Here is a 22,192-nt window from a genome sequence, read left to right on the forward strand (position 1 = left end):
GGCTGGCCGGAGACTCCCCCCCCCCCCCCCCGCGATCGGGTCACTGGCGGGCCAGCCACTCCGACAGCCGCGTCGGCGCGACCTGCACGCCCTCGCCGGGCAGCAGGCTCTTGCGCTCCAGCACCGCCCCGAAGTACTGCGCCTGCGGATCGGTGACCACCTCGCGCGGATCGGAACGCGCCGTCAGCACTGTGCGAATCCACTGGTCGAGGCCGAATACCTCGGGGCCTGCGACCTCGATGGCGCCGTTCACCGGACGGCCCGCCGCGGTGCGGCCGACGGCGGCCGCCACATCGTCGGCGGCCATCGGTTGGGCACCGGCGCCCGACAGCCGCACCGTGCCGCCGGTGGTCGCCGAGTCGGCGATGGCACCCGCGAACTCGAAGAACTGCGTCGCGTGCACGAGCGAGTACGGCAGACCCGAGCCCTTGATCAGTTCCTCCTGCGCCACCTTCGCCCGGAAGTACCCGGACTCCGGCAACCGCTCCGTGCCCACCACCGACAGTGCGACGTAGTGGCCGACGCCCGCCTCCCCGGCGGCGGCGAGCAGATTCGTGGTGGAGGTCTGGAAGAAGTTCATGACGTCGTCGTCGGCGAACGACGGCGAATTGGAGACATCGACCACTACCTCCGCGCCCTGCAGCACCTCCTTCACGCCTTGACCAGTGAGTGTGTTCACCCCCGTGCTGGGCGCGGCCGGAACCGCTTGGTGGCCGTGCTCCTCCAGCCGAGCGACGAGTTTCGAGCCGATAAGTCCGGTGCCGCCGATGACGACGATCTTCATGCGCATTCCTTCCGTTCGAATGTTGCTTCGGGGGCCGGCGAGGTCCCCCTGTATCGAGGACAGGACGGTCGGCCATTTCGTGACATGCCCCGGGTACCCACGGCTGCCTGGCGATCACCGCCGGTGGCGGCGGCCACCGGCGGTCAGCCCCACTAGGCCCGCTGTTCCGGCGGCACGTACTCGAAGGTCGGGCCCGCGGTCGTTCGCCCGTCACCGCTCGGCATCTTCATCAGAGCCTGGGCCTGGGACTTCAAGTCGTACATCGCCCCTACGGCGTCTCATCTGCGAAGGACTGCCGTTGAAGGTGTCTTCCAGCAGGAAGAGCAACAGGCAGTAGGTGTTGTTGAACTCCTCTTGCGCGAGGCGGACGGGGCTGCCTTCGGGATAGTCGGCCGTGCGCGGATTGGGCCGCATGGGCAGGACGCTCTCGGGGTCGACACCGATCGGTTCGCCGGTCGGACCGGACCGCGGCGTGTCACCGAGACGGAATCGCCTGCCTTTCCGCCAGCGCCAGATGCAGCATCTCCTCCACGAACACGCTGCCGATCACCTGCGCCGCTTCGGCATTGCGGCCCGGATCCAACGAGTACAGCGCACACAGGTGGGGCGGGCTGGTCGCGTGCTCGAGTGTGACGAGATCCGTCAGGCCACGATGTCGAACAGCGTCAGCTCCCGCGCCGCGGCCGCGCGCTGTTCGGCGCGCTCACGGATCGCACACGTCGGCCCGATACCCTGCGCGACCGATTCCGCCGACACCAGCCAGCCGTGACAACGGCGGCAATGCGCCACCAGCCTGATCTCGGGACGGTCATCGATCTCGGCCATCTCGCACTCCTTCGGCCGCAGTGGTCTCCCCACCCAGAGAGTGACAGAGGGGACCGACACCTTCCGACGATCTCTCCTATCGAGACCGACTGCGCTGCAAGACATCCTGCGATGCGGAGTTCAGGACACAGCCCGACCCCTAATCGCGTGATGCCGGGGCGAGCAAACCGTCGATCACGTGTCGCGCCATCGCTACCCGGTCGTCGTCGCCCAGGCGCACGGCCAGATTGACGGCATTGAGCAGGGCGATCACGTGGAAGGCTGCCGATTCGGGATCGATCGCGGCTATCTCACTGCCTGCGACGGCCTTCCGGAACTGTGTCGCGAGCGTCGTGTGCCAGGCATGTTGTTGCTGTTGCAATAGGTCGAGGACAGGCCCGGGGTGGCTGTCGAATTCCGGCAGGTTCGCGCCCCAGAAGCAGCCACCGGGAAACAGTGGCTTTACGGCGTAGTCGATCCACCGATCGATCAGGGCGCGAATGCGTGCCACGCCCGCGGGGGACCGCAGGGCGGGTCGGACGACCGCATCGACGAAGGCCTCACGGGCCGCTTCCGCGGTGGCGAGCTGCAGTCCCTCCTTGGTCCGGAACAGGGTCTGGATTCCCGCCTTGCTGATGCCGAGATCCTCGGCCAGACGCCCGAAGCTGAGCCCGTCGAGCCCGTCCAGCGAGGCGATGTCGACCGCTCGCCGGGTCACGATCCGCCGCGACTGCGCGCCGCGCAGTAAACGCCGGTCGGTGGTTTCCTCGGCAGCCCGCCGCTCAGATGTCGCCATACGGTCGATCGTATGCCGTCGGCTCGGTCCGTGGTATTGCCACCGTGCCGGCATTGCCGTGTCGAGCCGTGCCGAGATGCTCCGCGCTCCCGATCGGAGCGGTTATAATTAACATACGGTCGGACGTATGTTCTTTGAGACTTCGTCGTTCCGAGGTCGGACCGTGTGGACAAGAAGGGATTCCTGATGCATGAGATAGCCGAGACGGCGACGCTACGGCCGAGTCGGGATCATTCGACCGCGATCGTGTGGGTGCTGTGCTCGGCCGCGTTCATGGCGATGCTCGACGTGTTCGTGGTGAACGTCGCCTTCACCGAGATCGGTGAGTCGTACCGGGGTTCGTCGCTGGCGGACCTCAGCTGGGTCCTCAACGGGTACGCGATCGTCTATGCGGCGCTGTTGATTCCGGCCGGGCGTTTCTCGGATCGATTCGGGCGCAAGGCGGGATTCCTGGTCGGGCTCGGCATTTTCACACTGGCCAGCCTGGCCTGCGCGCTGGCGCCGTCGCTTTGGACGCTCGTGGCATTCCGGGTAGTGCAGGCTGTCGGTGCCGCCGCCCTGACCCCTGCGAGCCTCGGGCTGCTGCTCACGGTGCTGCCGCCCGCGAAGGTGCCTGCTGCGGTGAAGGTCTGGGCCACAACGAGTTCCTTCGCCGCAGCCTTCGGTCCCGTGGTCGGCGGGGCGCTGGTCGAGGCGTCTTGGCGGTGGATCTTCCTGATCAATCTGCCGGTCGGTGTGGTGACCGGAATCGCGGCCCTGCGCCTGGTTCCGGATCGGCGGCAGCAGGTGCAGGCGCGGATGCCCGATCTGCTCGGGGTGGTGCTGCTGGTCGCGGTGATCGGGGGCGTCGCCGTTCTGGTCGCCGTCGTCGGGTCGCTGAGTGTCGCCTCCGACCAGTTGTTGACCGGCTTCCAGCACGGCTGGGGGTTCATCGCCATCGTCGCCGCCGTCGGTGCGGCAACGGCATTCGGCATCACGTCGCGCACCCGTCGGTAACAGCCGGAAGCCAGGACTGCGCCACGTACGATCTGCCCGCGCTTGCCCAGACGGAGATGAGAAATCGAGAGGCGCGCATGCGAATCGGAGTGTCCGGACCGCAAGGTTTCACTGTTCCCGTGTGGTGGCGAGTTGTCGCGCTCGGTGGAGTAGGTGCGGGTCGTGCGCGTTGACCAGGAGAAGTTCCGATCCGGCTGACGTCCAGAGTTCGGCGAGCCGTTCGTGATTGGCCCGTACCGCGGGCAGATCGTGAGCGACCAGTCGTTCCATGACGGTCAGAGCGCGCGGCGCACGGCCGGTGCCGTCGATCTGACCGTGGTGGTAGAACGCGTCGCCCGCGTGCAAGATCCATCGGTCACCGGTGTCGACCGCGACAGCGGCGTGGCCACGCGTGTGGCCGGGCAGGCTGATCATGACGAGGCCAGACGCGATCTCGGCGAGTTCCTTTGCGGCGGCGAAGCCCTGCCACGATTCGCCGTCACCGGGAGTGTGACGGACGAGCGCCGGGCCGTGATCTCGCTGCGTCGGAAGGTAGCGGCCCCGCTCGATCAGCCCGCGCGGACGAAGTGCCGCGGCGGCTTCGTCCGCGGTGAGATGGACCGTGGCCCAAGGGAAATCGGCGAGCCCTCCGGTGTGGTCGGCGTCGAAGTGGGTGAGGACGATATCGCGGACGTCACGAGGGTCGTACCCGAGGCTTTCGATCTGCCTGATGGCGGCCTCGGACTCGTCGAACACCGGACGGACGTAGCACCGCGCCGGGCCGAATCTGCCGCCGGGATCGGCGGCATCACGCAGCCCGAGTCCACTGTCCACCAGCACCAGCCCGGTGGCGGTCTCCAGCAACAGGACGTGGCACACCAATCCCCCCGGCGTCCGTGGCGGGCGCATGGTGCCGCAGTTGAGGTGGTGAACTCTCATCCGAGCATGGCCGTCATGACCGCGGGGTCGCCGCCGATGAGGCCCGCGTCGACGATCCGGATCGGGTTGCTCCCATCCCAGGTGGCAGCGGCCAGCTTGACCAGGTCGAAGACGAATTTCTTGGTGCCGCCGACGTCGGAGATCTCGATGACGGTGCCCGGGTGGTGTTCGGTTTCGAGGTAGGCGAATCTGCCGTCGGCTCCGCCGATCCGGCCTTCCTGGCCGACGGTGAAACCGGCCGCGATCGCCCGTTCGTACAGCTCCTGATAGTTCCCGCTCCAATAGGCGACGTGCTGCACGCCTTCGTTGCCCGCATCGAGGAAGTCTCGATACATCGAGGGAGCGTCGCCGACCGGGCTGATGAGTTCGATCTGGACGTCACCGCTGTTGGCGACCGCGACATCCATCGCCATAGGCGAAGGCTCGCCCTTGTAGGTGAAGTCCTCCGGTCGCACGCCACGCAGGTAGAACCACGGTCCGATACCGCACGCGACGAAGTTGCACATCGACGCCTCGATGTCTCGTACCACATAGCCGATCTGGGCGATCCCGCCGAACATGTTGGCCACCGGGTTCGGCGCGGGCGCGGGACCGGTGTGCGCGTCGGCGAAAGACAGGACGATCTTGCCGGTTGCGTCGTTGTCTCGCAGGCGAAGTGCCGCCGCCGCGGCGTCACCGATGGAGTAGACGCTGTCCAGCCGCGGCGCGATCTTTCCGTCCGCGACAGCGGGCAGGACCCGATCGGTCAGCGCCTCGACCACCTCGGCGAGTTCGGTGCGGGTGCGAATGCTGAAGGTAGTGCCGATCAATCGTTGCCGACGAAAGGCAATGGTGTCGAGATCGACGTGAGTGGCTGAGCCCGCGAGCCGTCCGATGCTCACGATCGTGCCCGACACAGCGGTGGCCCCGGGAAGTTGCGCGAAGAGGTCGCCGCCGACGTGGTCGAGGGTGATGTCGGCGCCCTTGCCATCCGTGGCCGCCAGCACAGCGGCGGTCAGATCCTCGGTGGCGGTATCGACCGTGACGTCGGCTCCTGCCTCTGCCAGCGCGGCGCGTTTGTGCGCACTGGTGGTTGTCGCGATGACCGTTTCAGCGCCGAGGGCCCTGGCCAGCTGGATGCCGATCAGGCCGATCGAACTGGTTCCGCCGACGATGAGAACGGTTCCCCCGGAATGGAATCCGGCTTGAGTGACGAGCGCGTCGTGCTCGGTGACGAGTCCCACCGGCAGCGTCGCGGCCTCGTCGAAACCGAGGTTGCCGGGGATGGGGACAACCAGCCGTGGATGGCACAGGGCGTAGTCGGCGAAGGCGCCGGCGGTGATGCCCATGACGCGGGTGCCGACGGGCAGGTGCGGCGCGAGCGGGCTCGAGGTCTCGACCACTCCCGCCACTTCCATACCGGCGATGAACGGGCCTTCGCCCTGGGAGTTCGCGGTGTAGCTGCCATCGAGGGCATAGAGATCGGCGCGGTTGAGGCCTGCGGCCATCACTTGAACCCGGATGGCGCCGAGTTGCTCGGGAACATCACGGTTTTCGAGGATCCAGTCGGATCCCTTGCCGCCGACGAGTGCGCGCATGGTCACGGTCTTCTCCTACGGTGCGTTCGGGTCGTCGACGGCGGTCAGTCGCCGAGCTCGGGTGGTGTGGTGGCCAGCAGGCGCGGGTCCGGTTCGGCCCCGGCCATCGCGAGGGCTCCGGCGACGGCGCGACCGAGCTTGAGCAGGTCACGCGGATCGCGCTTGTCGAGCCCGCCCACCAGCTGTTTGAGGATGGTGAGCTGGTCGAAGTAGATCCGCTCGGTCACCAGGTTCTCGTGCTCGTCGAAGACGAAGTAGGCCGTCATCCTCGTGCGGTGCCTGGAACCGGTCGGGGGAATCTTGCCGAGCGGGCCGAGATGTGTTCCGAGCAGCCAGAATTCGACAACGACCGCGTCGTGGCTGTGCCGGAGCGCGATGAGCTCGTGATCCTGATCGGGGAAGGCGACGCGGGTGTCGTGGTAGTAGTCGCGCACTTCGCCGTCCCCGTCGTGCACGAGCATCTGCGCGATCAGCTCGTAGTGCGGGTGCGGGAAGGTCGACAGGGTGGCGTCCCAGTCCTGGCGGACCTCGTCATGAAAATGGTCGAGCACCAATTTCTCGCGTGCGCGCAGGACGTCTTCGGACGGCAGGCTGAATCGTGATGACACGGAAGTACTCCTCAAAGACTCGGTCCGTGGGTGATGTGACCGTGGCTGAATGTGGGCCGGGTGCCCGGGTTGGTCCATGCGCCGGTGAGCTCACTGGAGGGGAAGAACTGCAGGAATCGCGGGTCGGTCTCGCTGCGGTCGGCCAGCGTCTTCTCGAGAATGATCGAGTTGTACTGTTCGGCGGTCGTTTCGATCGTGTTGGCGTTGAGCACGACCTCCTGCTGCCAGCGCGCCGCCCACGCCGCCAGGCCGGGTAACCGGGAGTGCTCGGGAGTCAGTGCCTCGGTGGCGATCACGTTCTCACTGCTGACCCAGATACCGGTCGAGGTGTTGAGCACCAGACTCTGGTTGCCGAATACGTGCCCCGGCGTCTTGACGACAGCGACGCCCGGCCCGAGCACCACCGAGCCCTCGATGGGCAGGAACGCCTCGGCGGGCACGTCTCGGTACGCCGCTGGCTGATACCACGGGCGCTGCAGTGGATGCAGTTCGGCCATCGCGGCCAGCTCGTCACGCTGCACGATCACCTTCGCGTTCGGGAAGATCGCCCGCGGCGTGCACTCGAGATCGTCCTGATGGACCGTGGCGCCGACCCACCGGCGCAAGTCCTGGGTGTGCAGGTGGTCGAACATCAGGTAGTCGACTTCCTCGGGCCCGATCCCCAACCGCGCGAGATGGCCCAGCACGGTGCCGTGCTCGCGAACGACCCGCCGCTCGAGCACTCGCGGGGTGCGCTGCGACAGGTTGGCGAAATACGGCGTGTACCTACCTAGTTCGACATCCGAGGGCTCGAACAGCAGTGTCCGGCGGCGATGGGCGGAGTCGTGCCAGCGGACCACGAGCATCCGGTTGGTGATCGACAGGAACGGCGCGATCGCCCGCGAAGCACGGAACAGACCGAACCGTGTCGGATACGGCAGTGTCACCAGGTCGCATGTCGTGACGCTGTCCGGTGTGCCGGTGCTCGGGAACTCGCGGCGGAACGAGCGTGCCCGTTCCCGAACCACCCGCAACCGGGCACCGGGACTGTCGTCGCCTTTCGTCGCGTCGCCGAAGGCGTCGATACGGTCCCCCACGGCCGGAAGGTCGTCGACGGTGGTCGGACCCCAGGGAAAGCGCATTCGGATCTCCAATATCCACAGTGTGGGTTTTCGTGGAGACGAACTTATACCCACGATGTGGATTCAATCAAGGGGTTACGGAAAGATGGCGATATGACCACTCCTGCCTCCACCACCCGCCGCGGACGACCGCCGAAAGGCGCGGCCCAGCTCACCCGCGCCGGGATCGTCGAGGCAACCCTCGAAGTCATCGGCACCGAGGGAGTCGGCGGCGTCGGCGTGCGAGCCGTCGCACGCGTGCTCGGCGTCGACCCGAAAAGCCTGTACAACCACGTCGACGGCAAAGACGGCCTGCTCGACGCGGTCACCGAGCACTTCCTGGGCTCGATCGCACTGCCACCCCCCGCGGGCGACCTACGAGGCGATCTGCGCGCCATCGCCGACGCATTCCGAGACCGCGCCTTGCTACACCCCGAAGCCGCTGCGCTCGTGCTCACCCGGCAACTGGCCTCGTTCGAGGGCTTGGCGCCGATTCAGCGGGTCCTCGAGGTTTTGCGCGCCGCCGACTGCGACCCGCGGGAAGCCGTCCACCTGATGCGCACCTTGCTCGCCGCACTCATCGGAACCCTGCTTCGCGAAGTCAACGCGGGCCCCACCTACGGCACCGACGACACCGAAGGCATCGCCGAACGCCAAGCCACGCTCGAACACTCGGGACTTCCCGCCGTAGCCGAGGCGGCTCCCTACCTGGCGCGATTCGACAGCCGGGCCGAGTACGAGTACGCGATGAACCTCGCCCTCGACGCGGCGGTCGCCCGTATCGAGAACTCGTCGCGAATTTCGCGGTAGCGACCGGGGCGGGCACGACGGGCAGCATCGGAGCCGACAGCAGCGAGGGATCGTTACTGTCGCCCAGCGCCACGGGCGGTCAAGTGCTCCCGCCACTGCTCCATGGCCTGCCGCAGGGCCTCGCCCACGATCTGTCGACCCGCGCGGCCGCAGCGTGTCACGGGGTCCGCTGTGGGCCTCGTGACACGGCGGCGTGGCAGGTCAGGGACGTCTGATCGAGCAGGGTGAGGTAGGTATCGAGCTGGGCCGCGCCGGCGAGAAGGTTGCGGCTGCGGGTGGCCAACCGGTCCTGCCAGGAGTCGAGGAAGGCGCTCAGCGCGTCCGCCCCGCCCGCCTCGCGCAGCGAGGCGATGAACTGCGCGACCTGGGGCAGCAGGTAGCCGCCCCGGCGCAGCTGCCGTGCGATCTCGGCGTCGCGCACGCAGTCCGGTCCGTATTCGCGGTAACCCGTTGCCCGATCGCGTTCGGGGCGCAGGATGCCCTGGGTCTCCCAGGCACGCAGCGTGGCCGGATGCACGCCGAGCCGACGCGCGAGCTCACCGACGGTCAGCGGTCGACCGGTCACCGGGGTCGGCATTGTGGTGGACAGGCTGCCCAGGGCTGATGCGACCTCGGTGCGGGTGTCGCGTTCGGCGAGCAGCGCGACGTGTGCGGCGTCGATGAGCCGGTAGGCGGACTCGGCATCTCCTTGGTTGGTCGCGCGCATGATTTCCATTGCGCGCTGGTGCCCATGGCCACCGCGCAACGCGAGGAAGGCGCGTAGGGCCTGCGCGTGCAAGGGCGTGTAGCGCCGGTAACCGGACGCGCTCCGCTCGGTCGGCGGGAGGATGCCCGCGTCGTCGTAGTTGCGGATCGCCTGTGCGGACAACCCGTGTTCCCGGGCAAGGTCGATGGGACGCAGCTTGCACCTCCGATTGAGGCTTTGATCTCTGAATCCCCGGTAAAAGTCGCCGAAGATTCACTGGAATATTCAACGATACTGTCGAGGGCAGTGCCTTCCGAAAAGGGGTGTTCATGTCCACCGCCGCAACACTGCGTGAAATCGGCCGCCAGCTCGACGACCCGGCCGGCCTGGGCCGTGCCGTCGACGAACTGCTCGCCGCGCGGACCGAGCCGCCGGCTCTACTCGCCCTCGGCGAGCCGACACACGGGATCGAGGCGTTCCCGTTGCTGCGCAACGAACTTCTCGGACACCTCGTCGAACGGGGGTACCGGTCGATCGTGTTGGAGATCGACTTCTTCGCCGCGTCTGTCGTCGACGACTACGTGGCAGGGGCACCGGCGGAGATCGACACGGTGCTCGCGACCGGGTTCAGCCACGGGTTCGGCGCCGTGCCCGGCAACCGTGAACTCGTCGAATGGCTTCGCGCGCACAATGCCGACCGCGCGCCGCAGGATCGAGTTCGCTTCCACGGCTTCGACGCGCCGGTGGAGTACTCCGGTGCGCCGAGCCCGCGACGTGCACTGTCCTCGGTCATCGACTACCTGCCCGCAGCGCTGTGGCCCGAATCAGTCCGCGACCTCGGCGCGCTGCTCGGCGAGGACGCGGACTGGACGAACCAGGCCGCCATGTTCGACCCGGCGGCGTCCATCGGCGACTCCGATCGCGCTCGCGCCCTGCGCATCGTCGCGGACGATCTCGCCAGCGCACTGCGCCGCGCGGCACCCCGACTGCGTCCCGCCGACCCCACCGGTTACGACCACGCCGTCGCGCACGCGCGCACCGCCCAGGGTCTGCTGCGCTATCACGCGGCGATGGCCAGTCCCGCACCCGATCGCATCGCGACCCTGCTCAGCCTGCGCGCCGAGATGATGGCCGAGAACCTGCTCGCGATCGTCGCGCAGGAGCAGCGACGCGGGCCGAGCCTGGTGTTCGCGCACAACAGCCACCTCCGGCGGGCGCACCCCGACATGTCGATCGGCGAGGACGACGGGAACTGGTGCAACGCAGGCGCACTCGTCGGGCTCGCACTCGGCGAGCGTTACGCGTTCCTGGCAACCGACGCCAGCCCCGACAGCGATCCGGGCACCCTCCAGCGTGTGTTGGCCGAGGCGACCACCCGCCGCGCCCTGTTCCCCGCAGCGGCCCTGCGCGCCTCGCTTCCTCCATCGATCGGCACGAGCAAACCGATTGTGCCCGGTCACATCCCGCTCGATCCGGCAGATTTGCATGGCACCGTCGCGGTTATCTTCGTCGCCGACACCGACGGAAAACGGCATCAGTACTGGTAGTAGCCCCCAAGGGGACGCAATGGGCCGCATGTGAGTCTGCAGCAAGCCCTCGCTTGGAGAAACACGCTCATCTGCCGCTGACCACGCTGTTCGATACGACCGCAACACAATTGGCCCGAAAGGGGACCGAGCCCAATCCGTATCCTCAGGGTTTTCGCGGCGCGGCTGGACACACCGAAGGTATGCCCAGCCACGATCACCGCCGTTGGCGCCGACCGGCTTTGGTCCGAGCGTCCAGTACGTCGCGTCGAGCGCCGCGCGAGAGTCGCATCAAGCGTTCCGCCTCGCTGATCGAGGCAGCGTGGTTGAGTATCCAGCGAAGGCTACGTTCGGGCTTGTTCAGCGCTCTGAGCCAGAACAGCTCTGAGATGGCCTCCGTAAGAACGGGAACCAGCGCTATGAGGACAAGCACGATGGCGCCGATGACTAATCCAGGGGTGTGGTGGCCTACAGCGGCCACGACGGCGAACGGCAGACTGCCGATGGTTCTCGAGCTAGCCGGCATGCTCGTCACCGCCCCGCCGAGCGGTGAGCATTGTCGATCATGGTTTGCCTCCTCGGGCTTGTGGTTCTGGAGGCTTGGGATCGGAGAGGATCGAATCTCCCCCAAAGTTGGCGGACTTCTCAGGAAATTCTCAGGAATCTCGTCAGGAGCCCGGTGGTGACCACCGAGCCGCGCTGGTCCCAGGTGCCGGACGCAGGGTTGGTCGAGCGCGTGCGGCACCCGATCGATCGGGACGAGCAGGAGGCGGCGCTCTGCGAGATCTTCCGGCGTTACCAAAAGGCCATGTCCACCGTCTGTGTGTACAACCTGGACGACCTGGATCGCGTGGCAGACGTCGTCCAGATCACCGTCGAGGCCGCCACGAAAGAACTGATCCGCAGGGACAACCCGCGAGAACCCGACAAATTGCGGGCGTGGCTGTGCGGGATCGCTCGCAACCGCTGCCACGAGGACCGTCGAGGCCGGAAAAGCGAAGCGCCCCTGCCCTTGAAAACATTGACGTCGGACGACGACGAGAAGGACAGCTCGAGAAGACTGGACGAGGTCAACCGCATGCTCGACCTCGTCGCCGAGACGTTCACCCCGCGGCAGCGAAAGATCTACCGATTACATATACGTCAAGAATTACATGGGAAAGCTTTGGCTACCGCCCTTTCGGTCAGCGCGAAGAATGCCTACAAATTCGCCTATGAGAACAAGATCCGGCTGGACGAGGGGTTCGGCGCACTGATACTGGCCAAGCACGGTCGGCCGTTCTGCGTTCAACTCGCCGGCATTCTCGATCGGGCCGGCTGGGACGGCCGGCGTGACGAGCAGTTCACCCGTGTCCTGCGGCAGCGCGTCGTCCGCCATCTCGGCACCTGCCGGCAGTGCGACAACTGTGGCACCTGCGACCAGCAGCAGTCCCGGCTCAAGATGGTCTATGCGCCAGTCTTGATCCCCATTCTCATCGCGCCGGAACTGACCGAGAAGATACCCGAGATCATTCGTCGAATTCTCGACGAGGAAGAGCGCGATCGCACGAACAAGCGCGACGGCATGAACAGTGCTGCCGCCGGCGTGGTTCTGGCCACCGCTGCGGCCGACCAGAAAGTCGAGAAGAACAATTGGGTGCTGGATGGATTCTTGTCCTTTCTCAAGGCAATATTTGTGCTTTTCCTCGTCGCCACGATCGGTCCCAAGTTGTTCCCCAATGTCTTCGACAAGCTGCCGAACTGGCCGAACACGCAGAACGCGGCCACGGTGCGGTTGGAGATCTGGGTTCCCGGAGGCTACGAGGTGTACGTCACCCCGGCCGGCGTGACGTGCACTCCGACGTTGCGGAAGAACTGCGACATCCGGATGCGACCCGGTACCCGTGTGACGCTCACCTCGCGACGAGGGGAGTTCGCGTCCGGCGGGCCGCTGACGTGGATGGGTTGCCCCGCAGGCTCGAACTCCTCCGGCAACTCCTGCACGTTCGTGCCGACCGGCAGAGCCACGGTCTGCCTCATCGAGTCCGGATACCAAGGAGTGCCCTGGGACTGGTGCCGCGGCAAACGATGAACACCCGGCCGGGGGGGTTGCTCGGTGACTCGCTCACGGCTCCTGGCGCCCCGGCGAACCCCTGGGGCAGCGATATAGCCGGTTATGGTTGATTTACCACGCGGGCTACGGCGCGCGGGCCTGGGTCCGGTGCTCAGAGCGGCAGAGCAGGAAACGAGTGTGGCGTTGAGGGAGAATACCGACGTGATCGACGCAATCAGGAAGAAGTTCAGAGATCAGCTCGGGGTACCGGCGATCGTGGCGCAGACGGGTGCCACGGCACTCGTCGCCTGCTAGCTCGATGTCGGACCGGGAAGTGCCGGGACGGGGATCCCAGCCGGAGCCCCGCGGAACCAGGTTCGATGCGATGGAACGGCTGCGCAGAAAGCTGGAAGGTACGAAGGCTGCCGAGACCGGTTCCCCCGAGGCGGGCGACGGCACGTCGAAAATCACCCGGCTGCCGCGTCGACCGCGGCGAATTTCAGAAGCCGGTGACCGTCCCCACAAACCTTGGCGTCCGGAAGGCGGCTCCGTCTACGATCCTGCACCGACCAGGCCCGTGCTGCGATCGGAACTGCAACTCGAGACAGGGGCGTGGCCGCTCGACCCCGGTGCCGCGCGGCACCCCGCTCCGGAGGATGCTCCGGGCAGCGCCGAGCATCCTGGGAGTGTCATCGATCTCGGCGCAGCGCGGCGGAAACGAGCTGGTGACGATGCCCCGGCCGCCGGCATTCGGCGCATGGCCAGACCGCGCAGAATTGCCCCAAGGGCAGGCGAGGGATCCGGCACCGATGGTGATCAAGACAGTGGCCGCAATGGTGACACCGATCCTCCACAGTCGGACGGACCCGCCCGGCGGCACTGACTCTGCCCGATGCCGTCGCCGCAGTCGCGCCGGGCGAATCAGAAGCAGACAGAACGCCAGATCGTGCCGCAGAATCAGCGGTTCAGATCGGCCGAACCACTGGAAATCTCGCTGTTGCCGATCTACCGGGGCCTGAGCCTGCGTGGGAGCTACGGACATCAGCACCGCACCGGACAGCAGGGCACCCGCGACGATGTGGCGATCGAATCGAATCATCTCGATCGAAACCCCTGCGGCACAACCACTTTCATATATCACGATGCACAGCGGTTTGCGGTGTGGAGTTCCGAAGCCACATAGCCTCTGCCCGATCAGCACCGATCCCACCGCGACGCCGAATATCCTGCAATGCCGATTTCCGTGCGCGCCCGACGAGTGCGGGGAACCTCATCGCTTACCGTGAAGCCGTTGATCCTGATGAGCCTGGCTGCGTTCGAACCGTCACATCCGGCAGTGCTGCCTCGTCTCCCTGTCGGCAACACACGACAACGAAGGACCAAGCGTGCAAGCCATCATCGTTGAAGATCGTGACGCCGGCGTCGCTGGGATGACACTGACTCACGACCTGCCGTACCCCCACGCCGTCGAGAACGACGTGATCGTGAAAGTACACGCCGCCGGGTTCACCCGCGGCGAGCTGGACTGGCCCGGCACCTGGACCGACCGCGCAGGCCGGGACCGGACCCCGAGCGTGCCCGGGCACGAACTGTCGGGGGTGATCGTCGAGCTGGGTTACGGCACAACAGGTTTGACCGTCGGCCAGCGGGTCTTCGGCCTGGCCGACTGGACCCGCAACGGCACACTGGCCGAATACACCGCGGTGGAAGCCCGCAACCTCGCTCCCCTGCCCGCCGATATCGACCACACCGTGGCCGCCGCGCTGCCGATCTCGGGGCTGACCGCCTGGCAGGGCCTATTCGACCACGCCCGCCTCACCACCGGTCAGACCGTCCTGATCCACGGCGCTGCCGGCGGTGTCGGCTCGATCGCGGTGCAACTCGCCCGCGAGGCGGGGGCCCGAGTCATCGGCACCGGCCGGGCCCGCGACCGCGACCGCGCGCTCACGTTCGGCGTGCACACCTTCCTGGCCCTGGACACCGAGCCGCTGGAGCAGGTCGGCGAGGTCGACGTGGTGTTCGACGTGATCGGCGGAGACGTCCTGGATCGCTCGACCACCCTGGTACGCGCAGGCGGAACCCTGGTCACCATCGCCGTGCCACCCACGATCCAGCCCGACAACGGACGTGCCGTCTTCTTCGTCGTCGAACCCGACCGGACCCAACTCACCGAACTCGCCACGCGCCTGCGCGACGGCCGCATCAAGCCGGCCGTCGGCGCCGTCCGCCCCCTCGCCGAAGCACCCGACGCCTTCGGTCCCGGCACGCACAGCCCCGGCAAGACGATCATCCGTGTCAGCGACGAATGAACACACCGGAACTGGCCTCCCGAAGCCGAAAACCTCTGGTGCGCCGCACGTCCTGTAATGCGGAGGACGTAGACCACCGCCCACTCCACGAACGCCGGTGCCAGGCATGGCTCAGCCCGGGCGGAGGTTCGTGACCGACAGGCCGTGCTCGGCGCGCAGGCGGGCGGCCACGAGCGATCGGTGGCATGCCTCCGGATCGCGCTCGACGCAGAAGAGGGCGGTTGCCGAGTCGCTCGGAAACCCGGCTACGAGGGCGCCGAGGTCGAACGGGTCGAGGATCTCACGGGTGTAGCGCTCGGCGTACTCGGGCGCCAGTGCGATGCGGTTGCGCTTGCCCACGCCCTGGCGGTCGTCCTCGCGGTACTGGAGCAGGCGCAGCTCGGTCGTCGGCGCCAGCTCCGGCACGTGCCGGTAGCCGATGCCCGCCGCGGCGAGCGCGCGCTGGAGCTGCGCCGAATTCGCCCAGGAGTAGTCGTGGCCCCGAACGCCGCGGCGTTGGCGGAGGTCGAGCAGCAACCCCACGCCCTCGCCGGTGAGCTTCTCGAGGAAAGCTTCGGCCGTGAAGCCGTAGACGCCGATCGTCACCATTCTCGGCACCGGAAATCACCTACCTGCTCCTTGTGCCGGTTCAACCGGACGCCCTGCCGGAGGCGGCGAGGTCGCGTCACGCGACGGCGGTCCCCTCGAGCTCGACCATCAGGACGGGGATCGCCAGCCGCGTCACTCCGAGCATCGTGGTGGTCGGTGCCACCCCGGCGGCGCCCAATCGCGACGCCAGCACGCCGTAGTGCTGGAAAAGCAGATCGACGTCGGTGGTGTAGACGTTGAGCCGGACGAGGTTCGCGAGGGACATGCCTGCCTCGCCGAGAACGACCTCCAGGTTGTCGAGACTCAACGCCAACTGCGCCGCCATGTCGCCGGGATGTCGGGGCTCGCCGTCGCCGCTCATCGCGGTCTGCCCGGCGCAGTACAGGGTCCGGGTGTGCCCGGAGACGATCTCACCCTGGTTGTACCCCATCTCCACCGACCACGCCCACGGGTTGACCGCCGTTCGCTCCATTGCCACATCAGCACCATTCGATTCATCGAGAGTGCGTACGTCCATCGGCTCGATAGCCACGATCTTGTTTGTCATATCGATAGCCTCCCAACAAATCACGACATCCTGTGTCGTGTATTCCGGTAGAGTTTTCGTATGCGCGCCGACCGGTTGGTCTCGCTGGTGCTGCTGCTGCGCCAGCACGGTCGGCTGTCCGCGACCGCGCTGGCCCGCGAGCTGGAGGTGTCCACCCGCACCGTGCTGCGCGACATCGAGGCGCTGTCCGTGGCCGGCGTCCCGGTCTACGCCGAACGCGGCAGGCACGGCGGTTTCGCATTGTTGCCCGGTTTCCAGACCGAGCTCACCGGGCTGAACCACGACGAGGCGCTTGCCCTGCTGGTCGCCGGATCGCGGCGCGGCGCACAGGCATTCGGCCTCGGCTCGGCGCTCGCTTCGGGCATGCGCAAGGTGGTCGACGCGCTACCCGAGAGCTATCGGGCCACCGCGGCAGGCGCGGCCCAGCGATTGCTCATCGACCCGGAGACCGACCTCCTCTCGCGCAGGCTGGTCGCCGAGGAGGTGCCCGACGCCGTAGTGACCGAGGTCCGGCGCGCGGTGTTCGCCGGACACAAGCTGCGCATTCGCTACGCGGCCGTGGACCAGACCCCGAAGTGGCGCACGGTGGACCCGATCGGCCTGGTCACCGTGCGCGGTCAGGGCTACTTGCTGGCCGCGAGGTCCGGCGCGGACCGCACCTACAGGCTGTCGCGGATCTTGGCCGCCGAGGAGCTCGCCGAACCCGCAGAGCGACCAGACCGGGTCGATCTGGACCGGGCCTGGCAGGAACGCAGCACGCAGTTCCGGACCGGCGGCGACCAAGTCACCGTGCTGGTACGGGTGAACCCGGCACAGCGGGAGGAACTGCTGGGCACCGCGCTGGCCGTCCTCGCCGAGGAAACCGACGCAGACGGCTGGCTGCGGCTGGAGGTGACGTTCCAAGATCCAAGGCACGCCGAATGGGCGCTGTGGCAGCTCGCCACGAACGCGGAAGCCTTGGACCCGCAGTGGTTGCGCACCTCCCTGCGCAACCGCGCCGCCGCGATCACCACCTGTTACGGAGTGTCATCCTGAGAGTCCGGGCCGACACCGAACTCGCTGCGCGCCGCCATGGCCAGCGGTCGGGCGAACAGTCTTTCAGCCCGAGAGGAACACGACAAGTACTGAGATATCTATCCCGTTGTGCGAAACGGCATTTCATGGCTTGTGCCAATGGCACCAGCCCGCTGCCAACACAATGACCTGGGGTGGGCCACCTCTGATGATGGATCGAGTGCGTGACATTGCCGGTGAAGGTGGCCCGTTCGACCTTCCCGTTGTGCGAAGCGGCATTTCATGTCCTCTGCGGCAGGCCAATAACGTCGGATTCATGGAGTGGAATTTTCGTTCGGCCGAAGAGCTTTCAGCTGCCTTGCGTGCCGGTGAGGTGACCTCGGTGGAACTGACCGACGAGGCGATCGCCCGCATCGAGCGGGACGACAAGGTGATCAACGCGATCTGTGTGCCGAACTTCGACCGTGCGCGGGCTGCCGCACATCGTGCCGACCAGGCGCGCGCCCGCGGAGAGGACCGGCCGCTGCTCGGTATCCCGGTGACGGTCAAGGAGTCCTACAACATCGCTGGGCTGCCCACGACCTGGGGCATGCCGATGCACCGGGACTATGTGCCGGCCGAGGACGCGGTGCAGGTGTCGAGGCTCGAGGCCGCTGGCGCGGTGGTGCTCGGTAAGACCAATGTGCCGTTGAGGCTGCAAGATATACAGAGCTTCAACGAGATCTACGGCACCACCAACAACCCGTGGGATCACGATCGCACGTCCGGTGGATCCTCCGGCGGATCGGCGGCGGCGCTGGCGTGCGGATTCGGCGCGCTGTCCATCGGCTCCGACCTCGCTGGTTCGCTGCGCACCCCCGCACATTTCTGCGGCATCTACGCACACAAGCCGACAGTCGGGCTGGCGGCGACCCGCGGCATGGTCGCGCCGCCCGGACCGGCATTGCCGGACGACCTCGACCTCGCCGTCGTCGGTCCGATGGCGCGCACCGCCCGCGACCTCACACTGTTGCTGGACGTGATGGCCGGACCGGACCCACTGACGCGCGGTGTGGCATACCACTTGACGTTGCCGCCCGCGCGCCACCAGCGGCTCGCCGACTTCCGAGTCTTGGTCCTCGACGAGCATCCGCTCATCCCCACCGGGTCCGCCGTGCGAGCGGGCGTGAACCGAGTGGCCGACGCGCTCGCCGACGCCGGCGCCCGCGTCGAACGGCACAGTCCGCAGTTGCCCGATCTGACCGAAGCCGCAGGGCTTTACATGCAGTTGCTGGTTTCGGGCTCCGTTGCACGCTTTCCCGTCGAAGCCTACGAGCAGCTGCAGATCCGCGCCGCCGCACTGAACGCAAACGACCGGAGTCTCGACGCGACACGGCTGCGCGCCATGGTGTTCAGCCACCGCGACTGGATCGAGGCAACCAACCGTCGCGAGCTCCACCGCCACGGCTGGCGGCAGTTCTTCGCCGAGTTCGATGCCGTGGTGTGCCCGATCACGCCCACTCCTGCGTTTCCGCACGACCACAGCCCCAATCCGTTGGAACGCCAGATCGACATCGACGGCATCGCGTACCCGTACTTCGATCAGCTCGTCTGGGCCGGTCTGGCAACCATGCCCGGCCTGCCTGCCACCGCCATCCCTGCGGGCCGGTCCCCCGAGGGGCTGCCGGTGGGAGTGCAGCTGATCGGTCCGATGTTCGAGGACCGCACCCCATTACGGCTGGCCGAACTACTCGAGCAGAAGATCGGCGGCTTCCGGACACCGAAGTAACCCACCGCCGGGTGTCCACCCAGGACGAAGCGCCCGCAGAAATCGCAACCGCCGACGACGAACCGAGAATCGTTGCAGAAGTCGACATCCGCCATTGCACGGGCGTTCGACGGCCATGTCCCCGGAATGCCACCGGCCGGTGCGCCGGAGAAAGCAAGCGAACCAACCCCAGTCCATGGCAGCCGGATACGACGGTAGCGACTGTATTTGTTCTCGGATGACCTCTGGAACTTCCTTCCAGTCGAACTTCGCCCATATCGCGGGTCCGCCGTCGGAAGGCTCGCCCAGCATTTCGAAGAGGATTGGCCATGGTCCCCAATGCAGACGTTCGGAGTCATTGAGTGCCGCTCTCACACCCGCAACGAGCTCCGTCCTGCCTGGTGCGAGACGTTCTACGAAAGCAATCAGATCAGCGTGTTGCGAATCCGAAAGAACCACGGCGCCTCCCCATCTGACACAGCTACCCTAACTCGGCGGCCAGTCGGCTAGCCCACTGAAGCCGTACTGGAACATCCGCTCATGCCGCATACCGCACTGACCGAACCGGGCATCAGGCGGTGCCGGCGAAACGACTGATCCCCCACCCAGACACCGAGAGGGGGCTCAGCAGAGTCTCTACCAGCAGCGATACACGCGCTGCCCTACTTCTTCGCAGACGCTAATCCGCTTCGGAACTCGACGGCCTTGACGTCCAATAGATGCACGTCAAACGCCCTGTTCAGAGCTCGACTCACGTTCCGAAGCCGAATAGCCTCTGCACTCCGGCTCGCCGATACACCCCGTCGGCCTCCGATGATCCGCCCGGCGCGGTCGATGTGCGCAGACCCACGACGTCAACGGGTTCGATAGGGCGGTCTCGGCCATCGCCGCCCCGGCCGGAAGCCCTTCGGCATCACAATGACCATGCCATTCGCACCTGATGCGGCCGCCAGCGGTCTACCGGGTCATCGGGATCGCCGCCGGTGCGCGCAATTCGTTGTCGCCGTGAGTCGTTCGTGCTCGGGTTGGACGCAGGTCAGCTGTTCCAGGTTCCAGCCCAGGTCGACACGCGCTGTAATGCCTGCGGGTTCAGGGTGTTCGCAGGAGCGTGGACACGATCTCGGCTGCACCGATGAATTTTGTGTGGATCCGTCGTCGATACCTCTGGATACACCGACAGCGGTGGGTCAGAGCAGGAGCAAGCGATCCGGACGTGATCCGGACGGGTGAGCAGGAGGCATAGTGAGCGATACCAGAGTGTTGGTGGCGGGGGCGAGCATCGCGGGGCCCGCGCTGGCCCACTGGCTGCGCCGGCGGGGGGCCGAGGTGACCGTGGTGGAGCGGGCCCCCGAGCTGCGTCCCGGTGGGCAGGCGGTGGACGCGCGGGGGGTTGCCAAGGAGGTCATCCGGCGGATGGGGCTGGACGCGGCGGTGCGCGCGGCCTGCACCGAGACCGCTGGCGCGTACACCGTGGACGTGGACGGGAACGTGCTGGAGACCTACCGTGCCGATGACGACGGCGGCGACGGGTTCATCTCGGAGATCGAGATCCTGCGCGGGGACCTGTCCCGGGTGCTCCACGACGACACCCGCGACGGTGTCGAGTACGTCTTCGGCGACCGGATCGCCGAGCTCACCCAGGACGCGGACGGGGTCGACGTGGCCTTCGCGGGCGGCGACCGGCGGCGCTTCGACCTGGTGGTCGGGGCGGACGGGCTGCACTCGGCGCTGCGAGCGATGGTCTTCGGGCCGCGCGAGCGGTTCGTCCGTCACCTCGGGCACGTGCTGGCCTTCTACACTGTGCCCAACGAGTTCGGGCTGGACCGCTGGCTGATCGACTACCAGGAATCCGGGCGCTCCGCCGGCCTGCGGCCCATCCCGGACGCCACCCGGGCGATGGCCATGTTCTCCTTCCCTTCGGCCGACCTCGACGTGGACTACCGCGACGTCGCGGCCCAGAAGCGGCTGCTGCGCGAGCGGATGGCCGGGCTGGGCTGGTTGACCCCGGACATCCTCGCGCACCTGGACGACACCCCGGACTTCTACCTCGACCAGGTCGCCCAGGTGGTGATGGACCGCTGGTCGAGCGGGCGGGTGGGGCTGCTCGGGGACGCGGCGTTCAGCTCGTCGCCGATGTCCGGGGCGGGCACCGGGCTGGCCCTGGTCGGCGCCTACCTGCTGGCCGGAGAGCTGGCCGCCGCCGGGTGGGACCCGGAAGCCGGGTTCGCCGGGTACGAGAGGCGGATGCGCTCGTTCGTCGAGGCCAACCAGGAGATCGGCCGGTTGAACGCGCGCAGCCGCGACGTCCCCGGGCCGGACGCCGAGCCGAGCATCGATTTCGACAGCGAATGGTTCACCGAGCTGATCGAGCGTGCGATCAACGGCGTCGAGCTGCCCGACTACGCAGGGGTGCCGGACTCCGGGGCCCCGGCCGGACCGCCGATCACCTCGTCGGCCAAGCCGTAGGTGTCACATAACGTGTCGAGCGGGACGACGCTTCGGTAGGCCACCGCCGGACTACGTCCGCTCTATGCCGCATACCGCGCTGACCGAACCGGCCAACGCTTGACGCCAGCGAAACGACTGAGCCCCCACCCGGACACCGGACGGGGGCTCAGCAGAGTCGCTACCAGCAGCGATACGTGCGCTGCACTACTTCTTCGCAGACGCTAATCCGCTTCGGAATTCGACCCTCTTGACTTCCAATATCTGCACGTCAAACGCCCTGTTCGCACCTCGGCTCACGTTCCGGAGCCAAATAACCTCAGACTCGCTCGCAAGGACACTGACCGCCGATAAGACCCAATTACCAGCGGCTAGCCGAACGCCCTGTAATGCCGAACGCCGTGCACTGGCCGCTACGCCCTCTCGGCTCGACGGTACCGGCCCGGTTGTGACTGTTTCGGGATCCCTGCTTGTCTTTGCGGTCGTTGTTGATCTGCTGTGACAAGCGGAATCAGCCGATGAAGGGATTACCCCAGCCGTCGCCGAATGCGGCGATGATCATCGATGCGCCGATGGAGCAGGGAATGATCCCGAACCCGGCCAGGAATCGCATCGTGGCGGAGTTCCAGCCTCGAAAGTGCATGCGTACGGTGCTGGCGATCGCGGTCACTGCCCAGATGGCAAGCGCGAGAATCGATCCCACCGGTAGGGCCCAGAAGTACAGGACGCCGACCAACGCCAGGGTGAAGAAGAACACCAATGCGAAACCCGACACGACACCGAGGATCACGCCCCAGCAGTACCCGATCCAGGTCAAGACGGTTCCTCGCGCACCCGCCTGATTCTGTGGTGCTCGTTTGCCCCAATCTAGGTCAGTGTTCGTGACAGGGGAGTCGAAGTGTGCGT

At 66.9% G+C, this 22,192-nt stretch carries 22 protein-coding genes; 9 read left to right on the forward strand and 13 right to left on the reverse strand.

Annotated elements, in window-relative coordinates; genetic code table 11:
• Positions 1 to 40: 40 nt before the first annotated feature.
• The 5 genes from ACRWNM_RS06610 to ACRWNM_RS06630 form a co-directional block, all read right to left on the reverse strand.
• Positions 41 to 784: an SDR family oxidoreductase gene (locus ACRWNM_RS06610; RefSeq protein ID WP_431964556.1), complete on the reverse strand. Its 744-nt coding sequence runs from the start codon at positions 782 to 784 to the stop codon at positions 41 to 43.
• Positions 785 to 994: 210 nt separating this feature from the next.
• The gene (locus tag ACRWNM_RS06615) at positions 995 to 1,198 is read right to left on the reverse strand and encodes a hypothetical protein (RefSeq protein WP_431964558.1); all 204 of its coding nucleotides are present in this window, start codon (positions 1,196 to 1,198) and stop codon (positions 995 to 997) included.
• Between the two features lie 61 nt (positions 1,199 to 1,259).
• The gene (locus ACRWNM_RS06620) at positions 1,260 to 1,430 is read right to left on the reverse strand and encodes a ferritin-like domain-containing protein (RefSeq protein ID WP_431965355.1); all 171 of its coding nucleotides are present in this window, start codon (positions 1,428 to 1,430) and stop codon (positions 1,260 to 1,262) included.
• Positions 1,427 to 1,609 (reverse strand): DUF6011 domain-containing protein, encoded by a 183-nt coding sequence (locus ACRWNM_RS06625; RefSeq protein ID WP_068060305.1) that lies wholly within the window; start codon positions 1,607 to 1,609, stop codon positions 1,427 to 1,429. Before ACRWNM_RS06625 ends, ACRWNM_RS06620 begins: the two co-directional genes overlap by 4 nt.
• Positions 1,610 to 1,748: 139 nt before the next feature.
• A complete protein-coding gene (locus ACRWNM_RS06630) occupies positions 1,749 to 2,384 on the reverse strand; it encodes a TetR/AcrR family transcriptional regulator (protein ID WP_431964561.1) in 636 nt (211 codons plus the stop codon).
• Positions 2,385 to 2,570: 186 nt separating this feature from the next.
• On the opposite strand from ACRWNM_RS06630, the gene ACRWNM_RS06635 reads away from it, so the two are divergent.
• Positions 2,571 to 3,380, forward strand: coding sequence for an MFS transporter (locus tag ACRWNM_RS06635; RefSeq protein ID WP_431964563.1), 810 nt, complete (start codon positions 2,571 to 2,573; stop codon positions 3,378 to 3,380).
• A 108-nt stretch (positions 3,381 to 3,488) separates the two neighbouring features.
• Here the strand turns inward: ACRWNM_RS06635 and ACRWNM_RS06640 are convergent, their stop codons facing one another.
• From ACRWNM_RS06640 to ACRWNM_RS06655, 4 genes are read right to left on the reverse strand one after another with little or no spacing between them, the layout of a single operon-like run.
• Positions 3,489 to 4,298: an MBL fold metallo-hydrolase gene (locus ACRWNM_RS06640; RefSeq protein WP_431964565.1), complete on the reverse strand. Its 810-nt coding sequence runs from the start codon at positions 4,296 to 4,298 to the stop codon at positions 3,489 to 3,491.
• A complete protein-coding gene (locus tag ACRWNM_RS06645; protein ID WP_431965357.1) occupies positions 4,295 to 5,875 on the reverse strand; it encodes a zinc-binding dehydrogenase in 1,581 nt (526 codons plus the stop codon). The genes ACRWNM_RS06640 and ACRWNM_RS06645 overlap by 4 nt, the downstream gene beginning before the upstream one ends.
• A gap of 44 nt (positions 5,876 to 5,919) precedes the next feature.
• Positions 5,920 to 6,483 (reverse strand): ester cyclase, encoded by a 564-nt coding sequence (locus ACRWNM_RS06650; RefSeq protein ID WP_431964567.1) that lies wholly within the window; start codon positions 6,481 to 6,483, stop codon positions 5,920 to 5,922.
• Positions 6,484 to 6,494: 11 nt separating this feature from the next.
• A complete protein-coding gene (locus ACRWNM_RS06655; protein ID WP_431964569.1) occupies positions 6,495 to 7,604 on the reverse strand; it encodes a hypothetical protein in 1,110 nt (369 codons plus the stop codon).
• Between the two features lie 93 nt (positions 7,605 to 7,697).
• On the opposite strand from ACRWNM_RS06655, the gene ACRWNM_RS06660 reads away from it, so the two are divergent.
• The gene (locus tag ACRWNM_RS06660; protein WP_431964571.1) at positions 7,698 to 8,393 is read left to right on the forward strand and encodes a TetR/AcrR family transcriptional regulator; all 696 of its coding nucleotides are present in this window, start codon (positions 7,698 to 7,700) and stop codon (positions 8,391 to 8,393) included.
• 157 nt (positions 8,394 to 8,550) lie between these two features.
• On the opposite strand, the gene ACRWNM_RS06665 is transcribed toward ACRWNM_RS06660, so the two are convergent.
• Positions 8,551 to 9,294 (reverse strand): MerR family transcriptional regulator, encoded by a 744-nt coding sequence (locus ACRWNM_RS06665; protein WP_431965359.1) that lies wholly within the window; start codon positions 9,292 to 9,294, stop codon positions 8,551 to 8,553.
• Between the two features lie 113 nt (positions 9,295 to 9,407).
• On the opposite strand from ACRWNM_RS06665, the gene ACRWNM_RS06670 reads away from it, so the two are divergent.
• The 4 genes from ACRWNM_RS06670 to ACRWNM_RS06685 all read left to right on the forward strand — a co-directional run bounded on the left by ACRWNM_RS06670 (position 9,408) and on the right by ACRWNM_RS06685 (position 14,945).
• Positions 9,408 to 10,625 carry an erythromycin esterase family protein gene (locus ACRWNM_RS06670; RefSeq protein WP_431964573.1) on the forward strand — a complete coding sequence of 406 codons (1,218 nt, stop codon included), beginning with the start codon at positions 9,408 to 9,410 and terminating at the stop codon, positions 10,623 to 10,625.
• 661 nt (positions 10,626 to 11,286) lie between these two features.
• Positions 11,287 to 12,675 (forward strand): RNA polymerase sigma factor, encoded by a 1,389-nt coding sequence (locus tag ACRWNM_RS06675; protein ID WP_431964575.1) that lies wholly within the window; start codon positions 11,287 to 11,289, stop codon positions 12,673 to 12,675.
• 853 nt (positions 12,676 to 13,528) lie between these two features.
• Positions 13,529 to 13,819 (forward strand): hypothetical protein, encoded by a 291-nt coding sequence (locus tag ACRWNM_RS06680; RefSeq protein WP_431964577.1) that lies wholly within the window; start codon positions 13,529 to 13,531, stop codon positions 13,817 to 13,819.
• 247 nt (positions 13,820 to 14,066) lie between these two features.
• Positions 14,067 to 14,945 (forward strand): NADP-dependent oxidoreductase, encoded by an 879-nt coding sequence (locus tag ACRWNM_RS06685; RefSeq protein WP_431964579.1) that lies wholly within the window; start codon positions 14,067 to 14,069, stop codon positions 14,943 to 14,945.
• A 111-nt stretch (positions 14,946 to 15,056) separates the two neighbouring features.
• Here ACRWNM_RS06685 and ACRWNM_RS06690 read toward each other — a convergent pair whose 3' ends face one another.
• A complete protein-coding gene (locus tag ACRWNM_RS06690; protein WP_431965361.1) occupies positions 15,057 to 15,533 on the reverse strand; it encodes a DUF488 domain-containing protein in 477 nt (158 codons plus the stop codon).
• A 76-nt stretch (positions 15,534 to 15,609) separates the two neighbouring features.
• Positions 15,610 to 16,005: a RidA family protein gene (locus ACRWNM_RS06695; RefSeq protein ID WP_431965363.1), complete on the reverse strand. Its 396-nt coding sequence runs from the start codon at positions 16,003 to 16,005 to the stop codon at positions 15,610 to 15,612.
• Between the two features lie 135 nt (positions 16,006 to 16,140).
• Between ACRWNM_RS06695 and ACRWNM_RS06700 the strand changes: the two genes are divergently transcribed.
• The 3 genes from ACRWNM_RS06700 (at position 16,141) to ACRWNM_RS06710 (ending at position 21,307) form a co-directional block, all read left to right on the forward strand.
• The gene (locus tag ACRWNM_RS06700) at positions 16,141 to 17,115 is read left to right on the forward strand and encodes a helix-turn-helix transcriptional regulator (RefSeq protein ID WP_431964581.1); all 975 of its coding nucleotides are present in this window, start codon (positions 16,141 to 16,143) and stop codon (positions 17,113 to 17,115) included.
• Between the two features lie 295 nt (positions 17,116 to 17,410).
• Positions 17,411 to 18,862 (forward strand): amidase, encoded by a 1,452-nt coding sequence (locus ACRWNM_RS06705; RefSeq protein ID WP_431964583.1) that lies wholly within the window; start codon positions 17,411 to 17,413, stop codon positions 18,860 to 18,862.
• 1,221 nt (positions 18,863 to 20,083) lie between these two features.
• Positions 20,084 to 21,307 (forward strand): FAD-dependent monooxygenase, encoded by a 1,224-nt coding sequence (locus ACRWNM_RS06710; RefSeq protein ID WP_431964585.1) that lies wholly within the window; start codon positions 20,084 to 20,086, stop codon positions 21,305 to 21,307.
• Between the two features lie 490 nt (positions 21,308 to 21,797).
• Here ACRWNM_RS06710 and ACRWNM_RS06715 read toward each other — a convergent pair whose 3' ends face one another.
• Positions 21,798 to 22,103 (reverse strand): hypothetical protein, encoded by a 306-nt coding sequence (locus ACRWNM_RS06715; RefSeq protein ID WP_431964587.1) that lies wholly within the window; start codon positions 22,101 to 22,103, stop codon positions 21,798 to 21,800.
• Positions 22,104 to 22,192 lie beyond the last annotated feature (89 nt).

This window comes from Nocardia sp. bgisy134, from assembly GCF_965341865.1.
Classification (GTDB): domain Bacteria; phylum Actinomycetota; class Actinomycetes; order Mycobacteriales; family Mycobacteriaceae; genus Nocardia.

Coding starts and splice junctions, on each gene's coding strand:
- ACRWNM_RS06610 (WP_431964556.1), bottom strand. CDS start 784: ATGAAGATCGTCGTCATCGGCGGCACCGGACTTATCGGCTCGAAACTC.
- ACRWNM_RS06615 (WP_431964558.1), bottom strand. CDS start 1,198: ATGCGGCCCAATCCGCGCACGGCCGACTATCCCGAAGGCAGCCCCGTC.
- ACRWNM_RS06625 (WP_068060305.1), bottom strand. CDS start 1,609: ATGGCCGAGATCGATGACCGTCCCGAGATCAGGCTGGTGGCGCATTGC.
- ACRWNM_RS06630 (WP_431964561.1), bottom strand. CDS start 2,384: ATGGCGACATCTGAGCGGCGGGCTGCCGAGGAAACCACCGACCGGCGT.
- ACRWNM_RS06635 (WP_431964563.1), top strand. CDS start 2,571: ATGCATGAGATAGCCGAGACGGCGACGCTACGGCCGAGTCGGGATCAT.
- ACRWNM_RS06640 (WP_431964565.1), bottom strand. CDS start 4,298: ATGAGAGTTCACCACCTCAACTGCGGCACCATGCGCCCGCCACGGACG.
- ACRWNM_RS06645 (WP_431965357.1), bottom strand. CDS start 5,875: ATGCGCGCACTCGTCGGCGGCAAGGGATCCGACTGGATCCTCGAAAAC.
- ACRWNM_RS06655 (WP_431964569.1), bottom strand. CDS start 7,604: ATGCGCTTTCCCTGGGGTCCGACCACCGTCGACGACCTTCCGGCCGTG.
- ACRWNM_RS06660 (WP_431964571.1), top strand. CDS start 7,698: ATGACCACTCCTGCCTCCACCACCCGCCGCGGACGACCGCCGAAAGGC.
- ACRWNM_RS06670 (WP_431964573.1), top strand. CDS start 9,408: ATGTCCACCGCCGCAACACTGCGTGAAATCGGCCGCCAGCTCGACGAC.
- ACRWNM_RS06680 (WP_431964577.1), top strand. CDS start 13,529: ATGCCGTCGCCGCAGTCGCGCCGGGCGAATCAGAAGCAGACAGAACGC.
- ACRWNM_RS06685 (WP_431964579.1), top strand. CDS start 14,067: ATGACACTGACTCACGACCTGCCGTACCCCCACGCCGTCGAGAACGAC.
- ACRWNM_RS06690 (WP_431965361.1), bottom strand. CDS start 15,533: ATGGTGACGATCGGCGTCTACGGCTTCACGGCCGAAGCTTTCCTCGAG.
- ACRWNM_RS06695 (WP_431965363.1), bottom strand. CDS start 16,005: ATGGAGCGAACGGCGGTCAACCCGTGGGCGTGGTCGGTGGAGATGGGG.
- ACRWNM_RS06700 (WP_431964581.1), top strand. CDS start 16,141: ATGCGCGCCGACCGGTTGGTCTCGCTGGTGCTGCTGCTGCGCCAGCAC.
- ACRWNM_RS06705 (WP_431964583.1), top strand. CDS start 17,411: ATGGAGTGGAATTTTCGTTCGGCCGAAGAGCTTTCAGCTGCCTTGCGT.